The 20891-nt window shown below is 71.5% G+C and carries 17 protein-coding genes and 1 tRNA gene; 12 read left to right on the top strand and 6 right to left on the bottom strand.

The features are described from left to right. Positions 1-163: 163 nt before the first annotated feature. Positions 164-811, bottom strand: a complete 648-nt coding sequence (locus tag KJK29_RS19205; RefSeq protein WP_215120382.1) for a hypothetical protein — start codon at positions 809-811, stop codon at positions 164-166. Between the two features lie 55 nt (positions 812-866). Beyond that, entirely contained in the window at positions 867-1532 is a 666-nt protein-coding gene (locus tag KJK29_RS19200; protein WP_215120381.1) for a bifunctional DNA primase/polymerase, read from the bottom strand. Between the two features lie 503 nt (positions 1533-2035). Here KJK29_RS19200 and KJK29_RS19195 point away from each other — a divergent pair. Both KJK29_RS19195 and KJK29_RS19190 read left to right on the top strand, forming a co-directional pair. Beyond that, positions 2036-3550: a PP2C family protein-serine/threonine phosphatase gene (locus KJK29_RS19195; protein WP_215120380.1), complete on the top strand. Its 1515-nt coding sequence runs from the start codon at positions 2036-2038 to the stop codon at positions 3548-3550. A gap of 76 nt (positions 3551-3626) precedes the next feature. Then, positions 3627-5090 carry an aminopeptidase P family protein gene (locus tag KJK29_RS19190; protein ID WP_215120379.1) on the top strand — a complete coding sequence of 488 codons (1464 nt, stop codon included), beginning with the start codon at positions 3627-3629 and terminating at the stop codon, positions 5088-5090. Here KJK29_RS19190 and KJK29_RS19185 read toward each other — a convergent pair. Next, positions 5080-5943: a triphosphoribosyl-dephospho-CoA synthase gene (locus KJK29_RS19185; protein ID WP_215120378.1), complete on the bottom strand. Its 864-nt coding sequence runs from the start codon at positions 5941-5943 to the stop codon at positions 5080-5082. The genes KJK29_RS19190 and KJK29_RS19185 overlap by 11 nt on opposite strands. Positions 5944-5952: 9 nt before the next feature. Continuing rightward, the gene (locus KJK29_RS19180) at positions 5953-6897 is read right to left on the bottom strand and encodes an intradiol ring-cleavage dioxygenase (protein ID WP_215120377.1); all 945 of its coding nucleotides are present in this window, start codon (positions 6895-6897) and stop codon (positions 5953-5955) included. 183 nt (positions 6898-7080) lie between these two features. Here KJK29_RS19180 and KJK29_RS19175 point away from each other — a divergent pair, with 183 nt between their 5' ends. Further along, positions 7081-10074 (top strand): glycine--tRNA ligase, encoded by a 2994-nt coding sequence (locus KJK29_RS19175; RefSeq protein ID WP_215120376.1) that lies wholly within the window; start codon positions 7081-7083, stop codon positions 10072-10074. An 89-nt stretch (positions 10075-10163) separates the two neighbouring features. Here KJK29_RS19175 and KJK29_RS19170 read toward each other — a convergent pair whose 3' ends face one another. Further along, positions 10164-10634 (bottom strand): ATP-binding protein, encoded by a 471-nt coding sequence (locus KJK29_RS19170; RefSeq protein ID WP_215120375.1) that lies wholly within the window; start codon positions 10632-10634, stop codon positions 10164-10166. Positions 10635-10877: 243 nt separating this feature from the next. Here KJK29_RS19170 and KJK29_RS19165 point away from each other — a divergent pair, with 243 nt between their 5' ends. The 9 genes from KJK29_RS19165 to KJK29_RS19125 all read left to right on the top strand — a co-directional run bounded on the left by KJK29_RS19165 (position 10878) and on the right by KJK29_RS19125 (position 20717). Next, positions 10878-11693, top strand: coding sequence for a hypothetical protein (locus KJK29_RS19165; RefSeq protein WP_215120374.1), 816 nt, complete (start codon positions 10878-10880; stop codon positions 11691-11693). A gap of 130 nt (positions 11694-11823) precedes the next feature. Next, complete coding sequence (locus tag KJK29_RS19160) at positions 11824-12567, top strand: YcnI family copper-binding membrane protein (RefSeq protein WP_215120373.1); 744 nt, start codon at positions 11824-11826, stop codon at positions 12565-12567. Positions 12568-12662: 95 nt separating this feature from the next. Beyond that, on the top strand, positions 12663-13316 hold the full coding sequence (locus KJK29_RS19155; protein ID WP_215120372.1) for an SCO family protein: 654 nt from the start codon (positions 12663-12665) through the stop codon (positions 13314-13316). Then, positions 13313-13786, top strand: a complete 474-nt coding sequence (locus KJK29_RS19150; RefSeq protein ID WP_215120371.1) for a copper chaperone PCu(A)C — start codon at positions 13313-13315, stop codon at positions 13784-13786. The genes KJK29_RS19155 and KJK29_RS19150 overlap by 4 nt, the downstream gene beginning before the upstream one ends. 13 nt (positions 13787-13799) lie before the next feature. Next, positions 13800-15830 (top strand): copper resistance CopC/CopD family protein, encoded by a 2031-nt coding sequence (locus tag KJK29_RS19145; RefSeq protein WP_215120370.1) that lies wholly within the window; start codon positions 13800-13802, stop codon positions 15828-15830. A 6-nt stretch (positions 15831-15836) separates the two neighbouring features. After that, the gene (gene efeB, locus KJK29_RS19140; protein ID WP_215120369.1) at positions 15837-17126 is read left to right on the top strand and encodes an iron uptake transporter deferrochelatase/peroxidase subunit; all 1290 of its coding nucleotides are present in this window, start codon (positions 15837-15839) and stop codon (positions 17124-17126) included. Positions 17127-17188: 62 nt separating this feature from the next. Beyond that, positions 17189-18121 carry a prephenate dehydratase gene (pheA, locus tag KJK29_RS19135; protein WP_215120368.1) on the top strand — a complete coding sequence of 311 codons (933 nt, stop codon included), beginning with the start codon at positions 17189-17191 and terminating at the stop codon, positions 18119-18121. A gap of 518 nt (positions 18122-18639) precedes the next feature. After that, positions 18640-19917 carry a serine--tRNA ligase gene (gene serS, locus KJK29_RS19130; RefSeq protein ID WP_215120367.1) on the top strand — a complete coding sequence of 426 codons (1278 nt, stop codon included), beginning with the start codon at positions 18640-18642 and terminating at the stop codon, positions 19915-19917. After that, positions 19914-20717 (top strand): HAD family hydrolase, encoded by an 804-nt coding sequence (locus tag KJK29_RS19125; RefSeq protein WP_215120366.1) that lies wholly within the window; start codon positions 19914-19916, stop codon positions 20715-20717. Before serS ends, KJK29_RS19125 begins: the two co-directional genes overlap by 4 nt. A gap of 21 nt (positions 20718-20738) precedes the next feature. Here KJK29_RS19125 and KJK29_RS19120 read toward each other — a convergent pair. Beyond that, positions 20739-20844, bottom strand: a tRNA-OTHER gene (locus tag KJK29_RS19120). Positions 20845-20891 lie beyond the last annotated feature (47 nt).

Below are 20891 nucleotides of genomic sequence, written 5' to 3'. Positions count from 1 at the left end.
TCCCGCTGGAGACAAGCCAGTCGGTGACTGGAAAGGGAGAGATCGAATTTGCGAACCGCCGATCTCTTGTTACCGTTCCTGTAGCCCGGTTGCTGGTGCATCCCCCGTCGCCAGCAACCGGGTCTTTTCGTCTCCGCGAACGTTCACCGAACGCAGCCGCTCGTCAACTGCCCGTCCACACCGGTGAGTTGCTTCCCGAGCGCAGCAGCAGCGGACCCTCTCCGGCCCGCCGGGCGAACTCCGCGACCGCCGTGTACGCCGCCAGATCCCCTCGCACCGGCTCCCGGGGCGTCTCGCACGTCCGCGGCTCGTCCTCGGCGCTCACCGCACACGTCATCCGCACGGTCCGGGCACCGGGCTCCATCAGGGTCAGTACGGCGTCCAGCGCCTCGCCGGTCGCGTTGCGGTAGTACGTCCGCGCCCAGGTCCGCGCACCCTGCGTCACGACACAGGTCTGTGCCTCGATGCCGTCGGGGGAGGAGACTTCGGGACCGCAGCGCACGGCGGTCGCCAGGCCCTGACCCAGTGTGGGCAGGCCCGGAACGGCGGAGGGCGCGCTTCGGGACGCCCCGAGCGCCTTGTCGTCGGCGCCCGGAGAGGCACTGCGCGGAGAGGGACCGGCCGGAGAGGGACGTACCTCGTCCTGTGAACGCCGATCCGAAGAGAGACCGGAGTGGCGATCGGAATGCACGGATCCCGCGGACGCCACCGCCAGCGGCAGTGCGACCGCGCACACCGCCACGACGCCCGCGAGGGCGAACAGTCTGGCCTTTCGGGGGTCCCGGGAGCGGCCCCGGGCATGACGCGGCATGACCCCGGAACTTAACGCCCCGAGGCCCACGCCGGGCCCGGCGCGCCCGACGCTCCTAGAACTCGGGCGCGCTCACACCCGTACGAGTGAGGGCTTCGACCACCGCGTCCACCACGGCCTCGACATCGGGCACCCACGGAGAGGCGGAGCCGGGCAGCGGCGCCCGCTCCCAGCGGATCTCGCCCTGGCCCGTCTCGGACGGCGGCAGGGCCAGATAGCCGCCCTCGCTGTGGAAGCGGAGGGAGCCGGGCACGAAGTCCTTGGCGTAGAGCAGTTCGCCGAGCTGCTCCATGGAGTACGGCTTCACAAGAATCGCCCAGCGGGCGGGGGAGGCGACGACCGGGCCGAGCCGCATGCCCATGCGGTCGAGCGCCTCCAGGGCGCGGGCGGCCGGCAGGGCGGGCAGCGAGACCGCGCAGGGCGCCTTGCCGCCGGTGGCCATGACGATCGGCGCCGCGGGCCGGTTGCCCCACCACCAGCGGATCATGCGTCCGTCGGTGGTGGCCGCGAGGAGGCCGGGGTCGAAGGGGTGCGCGCCGGGCACCGTGCACTCGGGGTCGGGGCATCCGCAGCGGCCCGCCACCTGCGGGTCCGCCGCCACGCCCGGGAGTACGGGCCACTGCCATTCCGTCGCGTAGGTCAGGGCCGAGCCGATCAGCTCAGGCGTCCCGTCACCGCGCTTGGACAGGAGCCTGCGTCGCCTTCCGAGGATCTCGCGCATGAGCGCTCGTTCCTTTCCGTTGCACGCCTGGCAACACCGTGGTCCACATCACAACATGTGTCGATCGCTTCACTGTGCGTACCTAGTGGCGCATCACACCCCTGCCTGAAGCAGGGGGAACCCCTATGGGTCGAGCCTTGACTGCCTCCGCGGCCGTCCCGCCCATACTGCGTGTATCAAAAGCACGGGCGTGGCGTAGGGGTGGCGAAGTATGGCGTTTGCCGTCGCGCGTATTTCTCTCCGCCTCCGCCACGGGAGGATGGGGCACGGTCGTCGGTGGATAGGACGCCCGGGTCCGTCGCCAGGTTCCGGGTGATTCCCAACCACCCCTGGCCTTCACCGAGTACGTACCCATCACGACCGTCGTGACGCTCCGTCGAGCAAGCCCAGTCGACCGCAATAAGCCTTCCACTGCGGCAGTTTTAAGCCAACTTTGCCTTTCGGCAAGGGGAAGGGGAGTTGTTCGCTCGGACCTCACGGACACCAGGAATCCCGGCAGGACAATGCTGGACATCTCCTCACGAGTGCGTGTACATGTGGAGACACTGCTGGCGGCGCAGAATGACATGGGGGTTTGCGATGCTTTTGAGCAGTACGCGCCGGTCGGAAGGCCGGAGACCATGAACGCCCCGCACCCTCCGAAAGTGGCCGGAATCGATTCAACGGTTCCTGCACCCGCACACACTGTCGCGCCCGGCGCGCCGGGTACCTCCCCGGTTGTTCCCGCAAACCCCCCGGCCCCGCCCGGCGCGGTACTGCAGGACCGTCTCGCCGGCTTGGTCTCCGACCTCACCACTCTCCACGAGCTGACCGAGCGCCTGGCCCGTACGGCCGCGCTCGACGAGGCGCTCCAGGAAGTGCTGCGGGCCGGTGCCGCCCTCGTGGGCGCCCGGCGCGGCCTCGTCGTGCTGGAACCCGGCGACGGCCTCGGCCCGGACACCACCATCGGCCTCGGCCTGGCCCGAGCCGACCTCGGTCACATCGAGACCGTGCCGCGCAGCGCCCTGTCCTACGGCCGGATCCTCGACGGGCTGCCGGGCGGCGAGGACGGGATCGCCGAGCCCGACCTGTTCGCCGTGGAGGGGCTCGACCCCCGCCACCGCGAGGTCGCGGCCCGCCTCGGCTACGCCGCCAGCTACGCCCTCCCCCTGCGCACCGGGACCACGGGCCGCCTCGGCGCCGCCGTCTGGCTCTACGACGAACCCGCCGAGCCGGGCGAGCGCCCGCGCCATCTCGTCGGCCTGTACGCCAAGTACGCCGCCGAACACCTCGCCCGGCTCCTGGAACTGGAGCGCACGCGCACGGCCATGGCGACGATGTCGGACGAGCTGCTGCCCGCGCGGCTGCCGCGGGTGTCCGGCGTGCAGCTCGCGGCCCGGCACCGCACCGGCCCGCGCGGCGGCGGCGACTGGTACGACGCGCTGCCGCTGCCCGACGCCGCCCTCGGCCTCGCTGTGGGCTCCGTCACCGGGTCGGGGCCCAGCGCGGTCGCGGCCATGGGCCGGCTGCGGGCCTCCCTGCGGGCGTACGCCGTGATGGAGGGCGAGGATCCGGTCGCGGTCCTGTCCGACCTGGAGCTGCTGCTGCGGCTGACCGAGCCGGCCCGCTCGGCCACCGCGCTGTTCGGATACTGCGAACCGGCCGCCCGCAAGATCACGCTGGCCGGTGCCGGGCACAGCCCGCCGCTGCTGATCGGACAGCGCCGCACGGAGTTCGTGGAGACCTCGGTCTCCGCCCCGCTGGGCATGCTCGCCTGCTGGGAAGCGCCGAGCGTGGAGGTCCTCGCCGAACCTGGAGAGACGGTTCTGCTGTACACCGACGGGCTGCTGCACCGCACCGGCGAGGCCACCGACCGCGCCTTCGCCCGGCTGCACGCGGCGGCTGCCGCGGTGCCGCGCGCGCTGCGGCACGACCCGGGCGCGATCGCCGACCACGTCCTGCGGAGCGTGCTGCCGGACGGGCTGGACGCGGCGGAGGGTGCGGAGGATGTCGTGCTGCTGGCGGTGCGCTTCGAGTAACGCTCCTCGTCATCGCCCTGAGCCGTCCTCCGCGCCGCCGTACAGTGGAGGACGGTCCAGTGCCGTATCGAGGAGGATGACCGTGGCGGAGGAGCTCTCGGAGACCCCGGAGACTGCCGAAGAAGAGCCGATCAAGCAGCGGAAGAACGGACTGTACCCCGGCGTGTCCGACGAGCTTGCCGAGAACATGAAGAGCGGCTGGGCCGACACCGAGCTGCGTGACCTCCAGCCCGTCGCCCAGGCCGCCGAGACCGCCGCCCGCCGGGCCGCGCTGTCCGCGCGCTTCCCGGGCGAGCGTCTGGTGATCCCCGCGGGCAACCTGAAGACCCGCTCGAACGACACCGAGTACGCCTTCCGCGCCTCCGTCGAGTACGCCTACCTCACCGGCAACCAGACGGAGGACGGCGTCCTCGTCCTGGAGCCCAAGGACGAGGGCCACGAGGCGACGATCTACCTTCTGCCGCGTTCCGACCGGGAGAACGGCGAGTTCTGGCTGGACGGCCAGGGCGAGCTGTGGGTCGGCCGCCGCCACTCCCTGACCGAGGCGGAGCAGCTCTACGGCATCCCCGCCTCCGATGTGCGCGAGCTGGCCGGGGCGCTGGGCGAGGCCACCGGTCCGGTGCGGGTCGTACGCGGGTACGACGCCGGCATCGAGGCCGCGCTGACCGACAAGGTCACCGCCGAGCGCGACGAGGAGCTGCGGGTCTTCCTCTCCGAGGCGCGGCTGGTCAAGGACGACTTCGAGGTCGGCGAGCTGCAGAAGGCGGTCGACTCGACCGTGCGCGGCTTCGAGGACGTGGTGAAGGTCCTCGACAAGGCCGAGGCGACCTCCGAGCGCTACATCGAGGGCACCTTCTTCCTCCGCGCGCGCGTGGAGGGCAACGACGTCGGCTACGGCACGATCGCCGCGGCCGGACCGCACGCCTGCACGCTGCACTGGGTGCGCAACGACGGGCCCGTGCGCTCGGGCGATCTGCTGCTGCTCGACGCGGGCGTGGAGACGCACACGTACTACACGGCGGACGTCACGCGCACGCTGCCGGTCAACGGGCGGTTCGACGAGCTCCAGAAGAAGATCTACGACGCGGTGTACGAGGCTCAGGAGGCCGGGATCGCGGCCGTGCAGCCGGGCGCGAAGTACCGGGACTTCCACGATGCCGCGCAGCGGGTGCTGGCGGAGAAGCTGGTCGAGTGGGGGCTCGTCGAGGGGCCGGTGGAGCGGGTGCTGGGGCTGGGGCTGCAGCGGCGGTGGACGCTGCACGGCACGGGTCACATGCTCGGCATGGATGTGCACGACTGCGCTGCCGCGCGGACCGAGACGTATGTCGACGGTGTGCTGGAGCCGGGGATGTGCCTGACCGTCGAGCCCGGGTTGTACTTCCAGGCCGACGATCTGACCGTGCCGGAGGAGTACCGGGGTATCGGGGTGCGGATCGAGGACGACATCCTCGTGACCGAGAGCGGTAACCGGAACCTGAGCGCGGCGCTGCCCCGGCGGTCGGATGAAGTCGAGGCGTGGATGGCCTCCGTCAAGGGTTGAGTTTCGGGTGCGGGTGATGCGTGGCTTGTCGCGCAGTTCCCCGCGCCCCTATGGCATCCAGGAACAGCGTGCCTGCAAGGAGAGGCGCGCTGCCCCTGGGGGTCCAGGCGCGTGTCTGAAGGTCTGTGTCCAGGGCCCGCAGCGCCTCCGTGCCCGGCTCCGTCGCCGTGCCGCCCGCCTCCAGGACACCCCGCGCCCCCGCCTGGACATGGCGCAGGCCGATCGGGCCCGCCGTGTGGAGCAGTTCCGTGTCCTGGAGCGTGGACATCACCGTGAGCAGGGCGTTCAGACGGGCATCGGGCTCGTCGGCGCCCTGGGCGCGGGAGGTGGTGAGGGCCGTCAGGGCGCGGCGGACGTGGGGGAAGCCGGCCTTGGCCTCTCCCCGCGCGCCGGCCGCGCCGTAGCGGGCCGACACCGTGGAGCCGCGTGAGGGGCGGCGCGGGGCGCGGCGGTCCGGGTGGGCGGCGATCCGCTTGGCCAGGGCCGTCGTGTCGGCCGGTCGCGCGCCCGGTTGCAGCGCCGCCGCCGCGACCAGCAGGCCGAGCGTCCACAGGGCGCCCCGGTGGCCGCCGCCCGTCAGACCCACCGTGTGTTCCGTGGAGCGGCCGATCGCGCCCAGGTCCGCGCGGAGCCGGGCGCCGGGCTCGCCCGTGCGGCGGGCGGCGGCGGCCATCGCCGTGAGGCCGGGCAGCAGCGCCCTGGCCGACCAGCGCAGGGCGCTGTGGTCCCGGCGGGTGGCCCGGGCGGTCAGATCGCGCGGGTCGGGCAGGCCCGGCTTGGGGGCCAGGGCCAGTTGGCCGACCAGCGCGTCGACGGCGGCCTGCGCGAGTGCCTCGTCCTCACGGCTGTTCATCGCCGTACCTCAGGCGGAGGGGGAGGACGAAGGGCTGGGGGCGCCCGTCGGCGGTTCGCCCGTGGGGGCGCCGCTCGGGGGTGTGCCGCCTCCGCCACCGCCGCCACCAGCGCCGGTGTTCTCGGCGTCCGGGTCGATGCCCAGGGTGAGGAAGCCCTTGTAGCCCTTGGACGGGTCCTTCTTGTGCACGGCTTTGAGCGTGAGCAGGCCGCTGGAGGCGCCGCCGCCGTCGTAGACCATGTCGTCGGCGAGTTTGGTGTAGCTGCCGGTGTGCTTGCTGTAGGGCTCCAAGGCGAAGATCGACTCGGCGATCTCGTCGTCGAAGAAGAGCTGGCCGGTGTAGTTGACCTTGCCGCCCTCGTAGGTGCCGTCCTCCTTCGCGCCGCCGGTGTGGACCTTCAGATGGATGTGGCAGGTGCGCGGGGTGTACCAGCCCGGCACGATCGTCTCGAACTTGACGACCCCGCCCGCGTTGGCGACCTGGTAGCCGCGCAGATAGGTCTTGTCGTTCGCGGTGGAGCCGTCCTCGCTCTCGGCGGGGGCCGAGCCGCCGGGGTTGGCGGTGGTGTAGCCGGAGTAGTAGCCCCAGGCGTCGCAGTGCCAGATCTCCACGGCCGCGCCGGGGACCGGGGTGCAGCCGTCGGTGGCGTCGACGACGGTCAGGCGCAGGGTCAGCGGGACGCCGCTCTTGCCCTCGGTGATGTTCTTCCGGACCAGCGCGCCGTCGAGGTAGTACGGCCCCTCCGTGACGCTCGACATCAGCTCCATGCAGGTGCCGGAGCTCGCGGAGGAGGTGGCCGTCGCCGCGGTCGTCGCCTTGGCCGTGGACGTCGTCGTGTCCGCGAAGGCCGACTGGTAGCCGGCCGCGGCCAGGCCGCCCGCGGCGACCGTGCCGCCCGCGACCGCGAGGGCGCGGCGCCGGGTGATGGTGGTGTTCTTGTGGTTTCCCGTCATGGACGTGGAACCTAAGGACGCCGGCCGTCAGGTTCGTGAGGCTGGGCTGAGAGCCCGCTGTGAATCGGCCGGAGACATCCGGCCGGCAAGGGCGCAGGTCAAAAAGCAGCAGGTCAGAGGTAGTTGGCTTATGAGATCATGGCCGACCTTGCCGGGCCGACTCGGGGAACAGGCGATTCGATCATGAAGAACGTCCAGACGGCGCTGACCATGCAGGACGCTGTCCTCACCCTGCAGAAGTACTGGAGCGACAACGGCTGCATGATCACGCAGCCGTTGAACACCGAGGTCGGAGCCGGTACGGCCAACCCGGCCACGGCGCTGCGCGTGCTCGGTCCCGAGCCCTGGAGCGTCGCCTATGTGGAGCCGAGCGTGCGGCCGGACGACTCGCGCTACGGCGAGAACCCCAACCGGCTCCAGACCCACACCCAGTTCCAGGTCATCCTCAAGCCCGACCCCGGCAACCCCCAGGAGCTCTATCTGGGCAGCCTGCGGGCGCTCGGCGTCGACCTCGGCGCACACGACGTGCGGTTCGTCGAGGACAACTGGGCCTCACCCGCGCTCGGCGCCTGGGGGCTGGGCTGGGAGGTCTGGCTGGACGGCATGGAGATCACCCAGTTCACCTACTTCCAGCAGGTCGGCGGTGTCGCCCTGGACCCGGTGTCGGTGGAGATCACGTACGGCCTCGAACGCATCCTGATGAACCTTCAGGGCGTGGCCCACTTCAAGGACATCGTCTACGCGCCGGGCATCACCTACGGCGAGGTGTTCGGGCAGAACGAGTACGAGATGAGCCGCTACTACCTCGACGACGCCGATCTCGACACCAACCACCGGCTCTTCGAGTCGTACGCGGCCGAGGCCCGGCGCCTGCTCGACCTGGAGCTGCCGGTTCCCGCGTACATGTACGTGCTCAAGTGCAGCCACACCTTCAACGTGCTCGACGCGCGCGGCGCCATCAGCACCACCGAGCGGGCCAAGGCGTTCTCGCTGATGCGCGGGCTCACCCACGAGTCGGCCAAGCTGTGGGAGCGGCGGCGGGCCGCGCTGGAGTATCCGCTCGGCGTGGCGGCCGCACCGGCCCCGGCGGAGCGGCACGCGCTGCCCAAGGTGCCCGGCGTCGAGACGCTGCTCTTCGAGATCGGCGTGGAGGAACTGCCGTACGCCGATGTGCCCGCCACCACCGAGGCGGTGCGCGAGTCGGTCACCGCCAAGCTGGCCGACACCCGGCTGGGGCACGGCGCGATCAACGTGATGGCCACACCGCGCCGGATCGTGATCACCGTCGACGGTGTGCAGCCGCGGGAACGGGACACCATGCGGACCGTGCGCGGGCCGAAGGTCGCCGCCGCCTTCAAGGACGGCGCCCCCACCCAGGCTCTGCTGGGCTTCGCCCGCAGCCAGGGCGCCGAACCGACGGACGTGCGGATCGTCGATGTCAAGGGGGTCGAGTATGTGGCCCTCACCCGTCACGAGGAGGGGCGCTCGGCCGTCGAGGTGCTCAGCGAGCTGCTGGCCGAGGTCGTGTCGGGGCTGCGGGCCGGGCGCAACATGCGCTGGAGCGACCCGGGGCTGTCGTTCTCGCGTCCCGTGCGCTGGCTGCTCGCGCTGCTGGGGCGCACTCCCCTGCCCGTGGTGGTCTCCTCGCTCTCCGCGGGCGACACGACCCGGGTACAGCGTCAGGCCCCGTATCCGGAAGTCCGCGTGACCGCCGCCGAGGGCTACCCGCACTTCCTGCACATGCACGGCATCCTGCTCGACCGGGAGTCCCGGCGCGGGGCGGTCGTGCGCGGTGCCGTGGAGGCGGCGGCCGAGGTCGGCGGGCGGATCGACGTGGAGGGCCAGGCCGGCCTGATCGACGAGATCACCGACATCCTGGAGTTCCCGTACGCCGTGCGGGGGTCGTTCGACGAGCGCTATCTCGAACTGCCCGCGAGCGTCCTGACCACCGTGATGCGCAAGCACCAGCGCTATCTGCCGGTGCTGGACGGCGAGCGCCTCATGCCGCACTTCGTCACGTTCGCCAACGCCCTGTGCGACGACGACGTGGTGCGGGCGGGCAACGAGGCGGTGCTGCGGGCCCGTTACGAGGACGCCGCGTTCTTCTGGCGGGCGGATCTGAAGGTGCCGCCGGCGGAGTTCCGGAGCCGGCTGGACAAGCTGACCTTCGAGGACCGGCTCGGTACGGTCGCCGACCGCGCCGAGCGTCTCGCCGTCCTCTCCCTCGATCTGGCCGGGCGTGCAGGGCTGGCCCAGGAGGCGGTGGACGTCGTCCGTCGGGCCGGTGCGCTGGCGAAGTTCGACCTGGCGTCCCAGATGGTGATCGAGTTCTCGGGACTGGCCGGGGTGATGGCCGAGGAGTACGCCCGCCGGGCCGGCGAGTCCGCCGAGGTCGCCCGGGCCCTCGCCGAGATGGAGCTGCCGCGCTCCGCCGGCGGCGCCCTTCCTGCCGGGGACGCGGGTGCCGTGCTGTCGCTGGCCGACCGGTTCGACCTGGTGACGGGCATGTTCATCATCGGGGCGGCACCGACCGGGAGTTCCGATCCGTACGGGGTGCGCCGGGCCGCGATCGGGCTGCTCAACGTCTTGCGGAGCCTGCCCGCGGTGGGCGGGCTGCGGGTGAGCGACGGGCTGCGCGCGGCGGCCGTACGGTACGCGGCGCAGGGCGTGGAGGTGCCGGTCGAGCGAGTCGCCGAGGCCGGCGAGCTGATCACCCGGCGCTATGAGCAGCAGCTCACGGACGCCGGGCACGAACACCGGCTGGTCCAGGCCGTCCTGGTGTGGGCCGACCGGCCCGCCCACGGCGACCGGACGCTCGCCACGCTGGAGCGGCACATCGGCACGGAGGCCTTCGAGGCACTCGCCGCCGCGTTCCAGCGGGTCGTGCGCATCCTCCCCGAGGGCGGTGTCGAGGCTGCGGACCCGTCTCTGCTGACCGCGCCCGCCGAACTGCGCCTCGCCGAGAGCGCCGAGGCCGTACACCAGGCGCTGCAGGGTCGCGAGGACGACCTCGGGGCCCTGATCGAGGTCTCCGGGCCGCTGGTCGAGGCGATCAGCGCCTTCTTCGACGAGGTTCTGGTGATGGACCCCGACCCGGCGGTCCGTGCGGCCCGGCTGGCGCTGCTCACGCGGGTGGCGGGGCTGGCGCGGACGACGCTGGACTGGGGTGCGCTGTAGGGGCGGACCTTGCAGCGGACGTTTCACGTGAAACACGGCGGTGGTGGTTCACACGGCGGTGGTGTTTCACGTGAAACACCACCGCGGGGTCACACCGCCATCAGCGGCGCGGCACCCTCGCGCCACTTGAGGACCTTGTCGAAGCTCACCACGGCCCCGCCCCGGCCCGGCTTGTTGCCGAAGTGAACATGGTCGGCGAGCTCCTGGATGAGGCACAGCCCTCTGCCGTCCTCCGCGTCGGACTGCGCGGGCCGGATCGGCGGACGGGACCGGGAGACGGAGGACGCGGGGAAACCCGGGCCCGCGTCGGCGACCTCGATCCGGCACTTCTCGCCGTCGAGGTAGGCCGTGACCCGGTAGGCCTCCGAACCGGGGCCGCCGCGCGCCATGCCCCCGCCGTGCTCCACGGCGTTCGCGCAGGCCTCGCTGAGGGCGACGGAGAGGTCGTAGGAGATGTCGGGGTCGACGCCCGCGGTCTCCATCGTGCCGATCAGCAGGCGCCTGGCGAGAGGCACGCTGGCAGCTTCGCGCCGCAGATGGAGTGACCACCAGATGCTCATGCTCCAGCCTCCTGGCTGCGGCTCGACATACCGTTACGTATTGCCCCGAGCCACCGCATGTAAGCGTGAAGTTGACGTGATGCCGCCCATACGGCGGATGCGCGCTGGTCCTGATCGGTGTATGCAGGAGCGAACATCGGTGCAAGTGGGGGCGGGCGGGCCAGAGGGTGACGTTCCGGTCGTACGGCATCTTGCGGACCTGCCGCACGAGGCCTTCGGGGCCAGTGCGATGATGAGCCCGCCATGACTGCCCCCCACGCGCGCGCGACGCGCTCCGGACACCCGGTTCGGATCCTGCGGGCCGCGGTGTTCGCCGCGGTCTGCGTCGTGCTGGCCGGGGCAGGTCACGCGCTGGCGTCGTGCGAGGGCATTCCGCTGTGGACGCTGGGCGCCGGGTTCCTCGGGGTGGCCGCGGTGGCGGCGCCGCTCGCGGGGCGCGTGCGCTCGCTGCCGGCGATCGCGGCACTGCTCGCGGTCGGCCAGACGGTGCTGCACACCCTGTTCGGACTGGGCCAGCACGGTACGGCCGCCGCCACCAGCTCCTCGGTACCGGCGGGCACGAGTGACGCCGCGCTGGTCCAGCAGGCCGCGCGGCTTCTGTGCGGGACCACGGCGGCGGCGATCAGCCCGGCGCAGGCCCACAAGGTCCTCACCGACGCCCGGCTCCAGCCGACGGGCGGCGCCCACACGCATGTGGCAACGGACGCCGCGCCGGCCTCGCTGTGGCCGTCCCTGCCGATGCTGCTCGGCCATGTCCTCGCGGCGATCGCCGCAGGCTGGCTGCTGCGCCACGGCGACCTGGCGCTGCTGCGGCTCACCGAACTGTCCGCGCAGGGCGTCGCCGAAGGGGCGCCCGCGCGCTCCCTGCGGGCGGCGTTCGCGCTGGTGCGGGCCCTGCGGGCCGGACTCCCGGGAGTGCCTCAGGCACGCCCGTGCCCCGTGCTCGCCGTGCGGCCCGTGCCAAAGATGCCGTCCACGACCGCGCTGCAGCACACGGTGATCCGGCGCGGCCCGCCGGCCGTCCCTGCGCCCGTATCCGCTCTCGCCCTCGCCGCCTGACGCGACGCGACCGCCACTCCGATTCTTCGGGTTCTTCGGATTCGAGGAGGGGCCGCCGTCGTGCGGCACGCGCGTGTGCGTGTATCCCTCTTCCTCATCCCGAACCGACTCACAGCGGAGTGCTCCTTCCATGAAGGTTTCCCGTATCGCCGCGGCCGGTGCCGCCGCCGGTGTCACCGTTCTCGCCCTGTCCGCCCCCGCCTTCGCGCACGTCACCGTGCAGCCGGAAGGGGAGGCCGCCAAGGGCGGCTACGCGGTCGTGGACTTCAAGGTCCCCAACGAGCGCGACGACGCCTCGACCACCAAGCTCGAGGTCAACTTCCCCACCGACCACCCGCTGGCCTCCGTCATGCCGGAGCCGGTGCCCGGATGGGACATCAAGGTCACCAAGTCCAAGCTGGACAAGCCGCTGGAGATGCACGGCGAGAAGATCTCCGAGGCCGTCACCAAGGTCACCTGGACCGCCGACGGCGACGGCATCAAGGCCGGCTTCTTCCAGAAGTTCCCGGTCTCCATCGGCACCCTGCCCGAGGACGCCGACGAACTCGTCTTCAAGGCCCTGCAGACGTACTCCAACAAGGAGGTCGTCCGCTGGATCGAGGTGCCGCAGGACGGCAAGGAGGAGCCCGACAACCCGGCCCCGGTGCTGGAGCTGTCCGCCGCCTCCGAGGACGGGCACCACGGCTCGTCGGGCGACAAGGCCTCCGACTCCGAGCACGCCGAGAAGGCCTCCGCCAAGACCGCCGCCGCCGACACCGCCCACTCCGACGGCACCGACACCACCGCCCGTGTCCTGGGCGTCGTCGGCATCGTGGTGGGCGCGGCGGGCGTCGCCTACGGCGTGCTCGCCGGGCGTCGGCGCTCCAACGCCTGACGACCCTTCCGTTGCACGGCGCGCGCCGGATCCTCGCCCCTCGGGCGGGGAGACCCCGGTGCGCGCCGGGTCACCGACATCTGGGATTCCTTTCTATGCGCACCAAGACCTTCGCCGCGGCCGCTCTGCTCGCCGCCGCCTCGCTGACCCTGACCGCCTGCGGCAGCGGCGGCGACAGCGACCAGCCCGTCGCCGTGGTGTCGGAGGAGGCCGGTACCGAGAAGGCCGCCACCGTCCTCGACAAGCCGTTCGAGAAGCCGGATCTGGTCCTCACCGACACGCAGGGCGAGAAGTACGACCTCCGCAAGGAGACCGAGGGCAAGCCCACCCTGATCTACTTCGGCTACACCCACTGCCCCGACGTCTGCCCGTCGACCATGAGCAACATCGCCGTGGCCAAGAAGCAGCTGCCCAAGGCCGAACAGGACGATCTGCGCGTCGTGTTCGTCACCACCGACCCGGACCGCGACAACCCGGCCGAGCTCGGCAAGTGGCTCAAGGGCATCGACCCCCAGTTCATCGGCCTCACCGGCGACTTCGCGACCATCCAGGCCGGCGCCCGTACCCTCGGCATCTCCCTGGACGCGCCGCGGAAGGACAAGAACGGCAAGATCATCTCCGAGCACGGCACCCAGGTCATCGCGTTCTCGCCGAAGACCGACGGCGGCTATGTGCTCTACGGCGAGGACGCCTCCGTCGACGACTACACCAAGGACCTCCCCGCGCTCGTCAAGGGAGCGAACCCGTGAGGCGTCGACTCGGCCCACCGGCCCTCGTCCTGGCCGGGGCGCTGGCCCTGGCGGGCTGCGGCGGCTCGGACTCCGGCAGCGGCTCCGCGGACGGGAAGGCGGAACTCTCCGTCGGCTCCGCGTACATGCCGCAGCCGGTCTCCGACGAGATGGCGGCCGGCTTCTTCACCGTCACCAACAAGGGCGGTGCCGCCGACGAGCTGACCTCGGTCACGAGCGATGTCGCCGGTCAGGTCACCGTGCACGAGACCGTCGGCGGAGCCATGCAGGAGGTCAAGGACCTCAAGGTCCCCGCCCACGGTGAACTGGTGCTCAAGAGCGGCGGCGACCACCTGATGTTCGAGCAGCTGAAGCGCAAGCCGAAGGAAGGCCAGACGGTCACCCTTGAGCTCCGCTTCGCCGACTCCGGCCCCGTCAAGGTCGAGATGCCGGTGAAGTCGGCGACCTACAGCCCGAAGACCGGACACTGAGGGAGGGATCCCCGTGACTCAGACCATCGCCCCCCGCGTCCGGACCCTGGTGCTGCTGCTCCTGGCCGCGGCCTGCGCACTCCTCGCGGGAGCCGGCCCGGCCTCCGCGCACGCCGCGGTCACCGGCAGCGACCCCGGGCAGGGGGCGGTGGTCCAGGAGGCCCCGGCCCGGATCTCGCTCACCTTCTCCGAGCAGGTCGCGCTGTCCGACGACTCACTGCGCGTGCTCGACCCCGACGGCAAGCGCGTCGACACGGCCGAGCCGTCCAACGTCAGCGGGACGACGTACGCCGTGGGGCTGAAGCCGGGTCTGCCCGACGGCACGTACACGGTGGCCTACCAGGTCGTCTCCGCCGACAGCCATCCCGTCGCCGGCGCCTACACCTTCTCCATCGGCGCCCCCTCCAAGACCTCCGCGACGGTCTCCCAGCAGGCGACCGACGACGGGCTCGTCGGCTGGCTGTACGGCTTCGGGCGGTATGTGTCGTACGCCGGGTTCATCGTGATGGCCGGTGGTGCCGCCTTCGTCCTCGCCTGCTGGCGACGCGGCTCCGGGGTACGTCCGGTGCAGCGGTTCGTCGTCTCCGGGTGGCTCGCGCTCACCGCCGCGACCCTCGCCCTGCTCCTGCTGCGCGGCTCCTACACCGGCTCCGGGAAGGTCGCCGACGTCTTCGACCTGTCCCTGCTCGGGCAGGTGCTGGAGACCAAGACCGGCGCGGCCCTGGTGTCCCGGCTGCTGCTGCTCGCCGCGGCGGCCCTGTTCATCTCCGTGCTGTTCGGGGCGTACGACAAGCGTGAGGACCCCCAGGAGAGGCGCGACCTGACCTTCGGTCTCGCCATCGGCGGCGTCGTCGTGGCGGCCGGGCTCGCCGCGAGCTGGGCGATGTCCGAGCACGCCTCGGTCGGGCTCCAGGCCGGCATCTCCATGCCGGTCGACGTCGTCCATCTGCTGGCCGTCGCCGCGTGGCTCGGCGGGCTCGGCGCGCTCCTGGTCGCCCTGTACCGGGCCCCCGCCGACACACCCGTGGACGCGTCGGCCGTACGCGACTTCTCCCGGGTCGCCTTCGGCAGCGTGCTCGCGCTGATCGCGACCGGGACGTACCAGTCCTGGCGCCAGCTCGGCTCCTGGTCGGCCTTCACCGACACCCGGTACGGGCAACTGCTCCTGGCGAAGATCGCCCTCGTGGTCGTACTGGTCGGCGTCGCGTGGATCTCGCGGCGCTGGACGGGGCGGCTGGTGGAGGCGGTGCCTGCATCGGCGGAGCGGGAGTTGACGCGCGTGGGTGCGGGGGCCGGCGCCTCCGGCGACACGGACGCCGACGTCACCGGCGATGACCGGACCGGCACGAGCACCGGCCGTGACGCCGACGAGCAGTCCGACCCCGAGCCCGACAGCCCTGGGCCTGACGACACGGAGTCCGACGAAGCCGAGCCCGCCGACACCGACCCCGCCGACACCGAGCGCGCCGCGCAGCTCGCCCGGCAGCGGGCCGCTCGGGACACCGCCCGGCGCAAGCAGCTCCGGGACGCCGATCCCAACCGCTTCGGGCTGCGCCGCTCCGTGCTGGCCGAGGCCGGCATCGCGGTCGTCCTGCTCGCCGTCACCACCGTGCTGACGCAGACCGAGCCGGGCCGTACGGAGCAGGAGGCCAAGGCGGCCGCCTCGTCCTCCGCAGCCGCCTCCGCCGACGCCGGGGCGTCCGGGGCGCTGACCCTGAACATGCCGTTCGACACCGGCGGCGAGGACGGCAAGGGCATCGTCACGGTCGACCTCGATCCCGCGCGCGTGGGCGACAACGAGATGCACGTCTACGTGGAGCGGCCCAACGGCCGGGCCTTCGACATCCCCGAGGTCAAGGTCGACTTCACCTTGAAAGCCAAGAACATCGGGCCCCTGCCCGTCACCCCGGACCACCTCGCTACCGGACACTGGTCGGCGAACGGAGTGCAGATCCCCATGGCCGGCGACTGGAAGGTCGACGTGACCGTGCGGACCTCCGACATCGACGAGGTGACCGTCTCCAAGAACGCGCAGATCGGCTGAACGACCATGGTTGACCAGTCCACTCCGGAGACCCGTACTCCCGGCACCGCCCCGGGGGAGACCGAAGCGGCCTCCGCCCGGGAGGGCATCTCACGGCGCCGGATGCTCGGCACCGCCGGTGCCACCGGGCTCGTGCTCGGTACGGCGGGCGCGGCCGGGGGATACGCCGCCGCCCCCTCCGAGGCAGCCGCGCCGCTCACCTCGCTCGGCACCGACCGGGCGATGTTTCACGGGAAACATCAGCCCGGCATCACCGAGGCCCTCCAGGCCCGCGGCCACGTCGTCGCCTTCGACCTGGCGGCGGGCGCCGGCCGCAAGGAGGCCGCCGCCCTGCTGCGCCGCTGGTCGGAGACGGCCCGGCGGCTGATGGCGGGCGAGCCGAGCGGGCACGACGACACCGACGTGGCCCGGGACGCCGGACCCTCGTCGCTGACGATCACCTTCGGCTTCGGCCACAGCTTCTTCGCCAGGACGGGCCTGGAGAAGCAGCGCCCGGCCTCCCTCGACCCGCTGCCCGAGTTCTCCTCGGACCAGCTCGACAAGAACCGCAGCAACGGTGACCTGTGGGTGCAGATCGGAGCCAACGACTCCCTGGTCGCCTTCCACGCCCTGCGCGCGATCCAGAAGGACACCGGCTCGGCGGCCCGCGTCCGCTGGCAGATGAACGGCTTCAACCGCTCGCCGGGCGCCACCGCCCACCCCATGACGGCCCGCAACCTGATGGGCCAGATCGACGGCACCCGCAACCCGAAGCCGGCCGAGTCCGACTTCGACCAGCGGATCTTCGTGCCGGAGAAGGGCGAACCGGCCTGGATGGCGAACGGCTCCTACGCTGTCGTACGCCGGATCCGGATGCTCCTCGACGACTGGGAGAAGCTCTCCGGGAAGGCGCAGGAGGACGTGATCGGGCGCCGCAAGTCCGACGGGGCGGCCCTGTCCGGGGGCACCGAGACGACCGCGATGGACCTGGAGAAGACGGACGCCAAGGGCAACCTGGTCGTCCCGATCAACGCCCACGCCCGCATCACCCGGCCCGACCAGAACGGCGGCGCGGCGATGCTCCGCCGCCCGTTCTCCTTCCACGACGGCATCGACACCGACGGGGTGCCCGACGCGGGTCTGCTCTTCATCTGCTGGCAGGCCGATCCGCTGCGCGGCTTCGTGCCGGTGCAGCGCAAGCTCGACCGCGGCGACGCCCTGTCGCAGTACATCCGGCACGAGTCGAGCGGGCTGTTCGCGGTGCCGGGCGGGGCCGCCAAGGGCGAGTACGTGGGGCAGAAGTTGCTGGAGGGGTGAGAGTCCGCCTCTGGGCGGTCTTGTGGGGGATGTCGATTCCACGGGCCCATTAGGGTGAGGTCATGCCAGCGAGCTATGCGTATCTCGGCCCTGAGGGCACCTTCACCGAAGTCGCCCTGCGCACGCTTCCCGAGGCCGCCACCCGGGAACTCACCCCCTACGTCTCCGTCCAGTCCGCGCTCGACGCGGTACGAACCGGCGAGGCCGAGGCCGCGTTCGTGCCGATCGAGAACTCCGTCGAGGGCGGCATCACCACCACCCTCGACGAGCTGGTCGCCGGCGCCCCGCTGATGATCTACCGCGAGGTGCTGCTGTCGATCACCTTCGCGCTGCTGGTCCGCCCGGGCACGAAGCTGTCGGACATCAAGACGGTCTCCGCCCACCCGGCCGCCCAGCCGCAGGTGCGCAACTGGCTGAAGAAGCACCTCCCGGACGCGCACTGGGAGTCGGCCGCCTCGAACGCGGACGCCGCCCGGCTGGTCCAGGAGGGCCAGTACGACGCCGCCTTCGCCGGTGAGTTCGCGGCCGCCCGCTACGGCCTGGAGGCCCTGGAGACCGGGATCCACGACGCGGAGAACGCCCAGACACGGTTCGTGCTGGTCGGCCGGCCCGCCCGGCCCGCGGCGCCGACCGGCGCGGACAAGACGTCCATCGTGCTGTGGCAGCGCGACGACCACCCCGGCGGTCTGCGCGACCTGCTGGGCGAGTTCGCCACGCGCGGCATCAACCTGATGCTGCTCCAGTCCCGGCCCACCGGTGCCGGCATCGGCAACTACTGCTTCTGCATCGACGCCGAGGGCCATATCTCCGACCGCCGGATGGCCGACGCCCTGAAGGGCCTGAAGCGGATCTGCCTCCAGGTGCGCTACCTCGGCTCCTATCCGCGCGCGGACGTGCGGCCCGGGGATGTCCAGCCGCCGCGGCTCGGGACGTCGGACGAGGAGTTCGTGGAGGCGGCGGACTGGGTGGCGCGGTGCCAGGACGGCCGGTTCTAGGCCGGTCGTACCTGGTGATTTTCGTTATCCACAGGAGTTATCCACAGGTCCGCTTCTCGACCTGGGGACAAGTCGACAACGCAGCGCGATTCAGTCGACAAATCGCCCTACAAGGCCCGGATGGGTCCATCAGCAGGCAGGACGCCCTTCGTCTACCGTTTTCCCTTGCGTAACTCTTCAGGGGGACCCAATTGCACTCGAAAGTGAGGACGGGGCAGGTTTGCACCGGGAATTCCGAGGGGCGCCCAGCCTTCCGGAGTGATCAATTCCGAAGTCCACAGATCTTCCACACAGCCTGTGGATAACTCTTCGGAGGGTGTGGATCCCTGTGGACAACCAGACCCCAAGTCCCGTTCCGCACAAGGAAATCGAGTCAATGCGGCGCCTCACAGATGCCCCGTTCCGGGGGAGGAGCGCTTTTTTATTGACACCGACCGCAATTCGGCCATAACGGTACGTAATACACGACCCCAATAGTGAGTCGTGAGCGGTCACCCCACACCGGTAGCCTTGGGCGCGTGATTGACCTTCGCCTGCTCCGTGAGGACCCCGACCGTGTGCGCGCGTCCCAGCGCGCCCGTGGAGAGGACGTCGCGCTCGTCGACGCCCTCCTGTCTGCCGACGAGCGGCGCAGGTCGTCCGGCGTCCGCTTCGACGAGCTGCGCGCCGAGCAGAAGGCGCTCGGCAAGCTCATCCCCAAGGCGGCCGGGGACGAGAAGGCCGAGCTGCTGAAGAAGGCCGGCCAGCTCTCCGCCGACGTCAAGGCGGCCGACGCGGACCGCGACGCGGCCGACAGCGAGACCCAGGAGCTGCTCCAGAGGCTCGGCAACCTCGTCCACCCGGACGTGCCCGTGGGCGGCGAGGAGGACTTCGTCACGCTGGAGACGCACGGCTCGATCCGCGACTTCGCCGCCGAGGGCTTCGAGCCCAAGGACCACCTGGAGCTCGGCCAGATCCTCGGCGCGATCGACGTCGAGCGCGGCGCCAAGGTCTCCGGCTCGCGCTTCTACTTCCTGACGGGCGTGGGCGCGCTCCTGGAGCTCGCCCTGGTGAACGCGGCGATGGCCCAGGCCACCGCGGCCGGCTTCACCCCGATGCTCACCCCGGCCCTGGTCCGCTCCCAGTCCATGGCGGGCACGGGCTTCCTCGGCCAGGCCTCCCAGGACGTCTACCACCTCGCCGACGACGACCTCTACCTGGTCGGCACGTCCGAGGTGGCGCTGGCGGCGTACCACATGGACGAGATCCTCGACGCCGACCGCCTCCCCCTGCGCTACGCGGGCTTCTCGCCCTGCTTCCGCCGCGAGGCCGGTTCGCACGGCAAGGACACCCGGGGCATCTTCCGCGTGCACCAGTTCGACAAGGTCGAGATGTTCTCCTACGTGGCCCCGGAGGACTCGCAGGCCGAGCACCAGCGGCTGCTGGAGTGGGAGAAGCAGTGGCTGACCTCCCTGGAGCTGCCGTACCGCGTGATCGACGTGGCCAGCGCCGACCTGGGTGCCTCGGCCTCCCGCAAGTTCGACTGCGAGGCGTGGATCCCGACCCAGGGCAAGTACCGCGAGCTGACCTCGACCTCGGACTGCACCGAGTTCCAGTCCCGCCGGCTGTCGATCCGCTTCCGTGACGGCAAGCAGGTCAAGCCGCTGGCCACGCTCAACGGCACCCTGTGCGCCGTACCGCGCACGATCGTGGCGATCCTGGAGAACCACCAGCAGCCCGACGGCTCGGTGCGCGTGCCCGAGGTGCTGCGTCCGTACCTGGGCGGCCGGGAGGTCCTGGAGCCGGTGTCCAAGTGACCACCGGTTTCCCCTACAAGCTGATCGCCACCGACCTCGACGGGACGCTGCTGCGCTCCGACGAGTCGGTGTCGCCCCGCACCCGTGACGCGCTCGCGGCGGCCACCGCCGCGGGCGCCGCGCACATCGTCGTCACCGGCCGCGCGGTCCCCTGGACCCGGCACATCCTCGACGACCTCGGCTACCAGGGCCTGGCCGTCTGCGGCCAGGGCGCGCAGGTGTACGACGCCGGCGCCCACCGCCTGCTGACGTCGGTGACGCTGGACCGGCAGCTCGCCGGGGTGGCGCTGGCCAAGATCGAGGCGGAGGTCGGCCCGCTGTACCTGGCCGCGAGCCGCGACGGTCTGGACGGAGAGGTGCTGGTCGGCCCCGGCTACGCGGTCCAGGGCACCCTCCCCGCGACGCCCTTCACGGACGCGTCGGACCTGTGGAGCGCGCCGCTGAACAAGATGTACATCCAGCACCCGACGCTGTCGGACGACGAGCTGTGCGAGGTCGCCACGCGCACCGCCGGCGGCTTCGTCAGCGTCGTCATGGCGGGCGAGGGCATCGTCGAGCTCCTCCCCCTGGGCCTGTCCAAGGCGACCGGTCTGTCGCTGGCGGCCCGCCGGCTCAAGGTGAAGGCGGCCGACACGATCGCCTTCGGCGACATGCCCAACGACATACCGATGTTCGCCTGGTCCTCCTACGGTGTCGCCATGGCGGACGCCCACGAGGAGCTGAAGGCCGTGGCGGACGAGGTGACGTCCTCGAACGAGGAGGACGGGATCGCCGTGGTGCTGGAGCGGTTGCTGGGCTGAGCCCTCGGGGCTTGCGTGCGGCGGAGGATGCACGGATCGAACGTGCGCGGGCTGTTGAAGCCCGACCGCGACTCGCTTCTGATCAAAAACAGAGCAAGCCAGTGCCTTACCACTCGGCCAATCCTCCGGGTGGGCGGCCCACGCGAGTGCGATTCGCGTGCTCGAAGCGGCCGC

Source organism: Streptomyces koelreuteriae (genome assembly GCF_018604545.1).
Lineage (GTDB): Bacteria > Actinomycetota > Actinomycetes > Streptomycetales > Streptomycetaceae > Streptomyces > Streptomyces koelreuteriae.
Note: the sequence above shows the minus strand (reverse complement) of the source record. Positions and strands in the feature narration are given on the sequence as shown.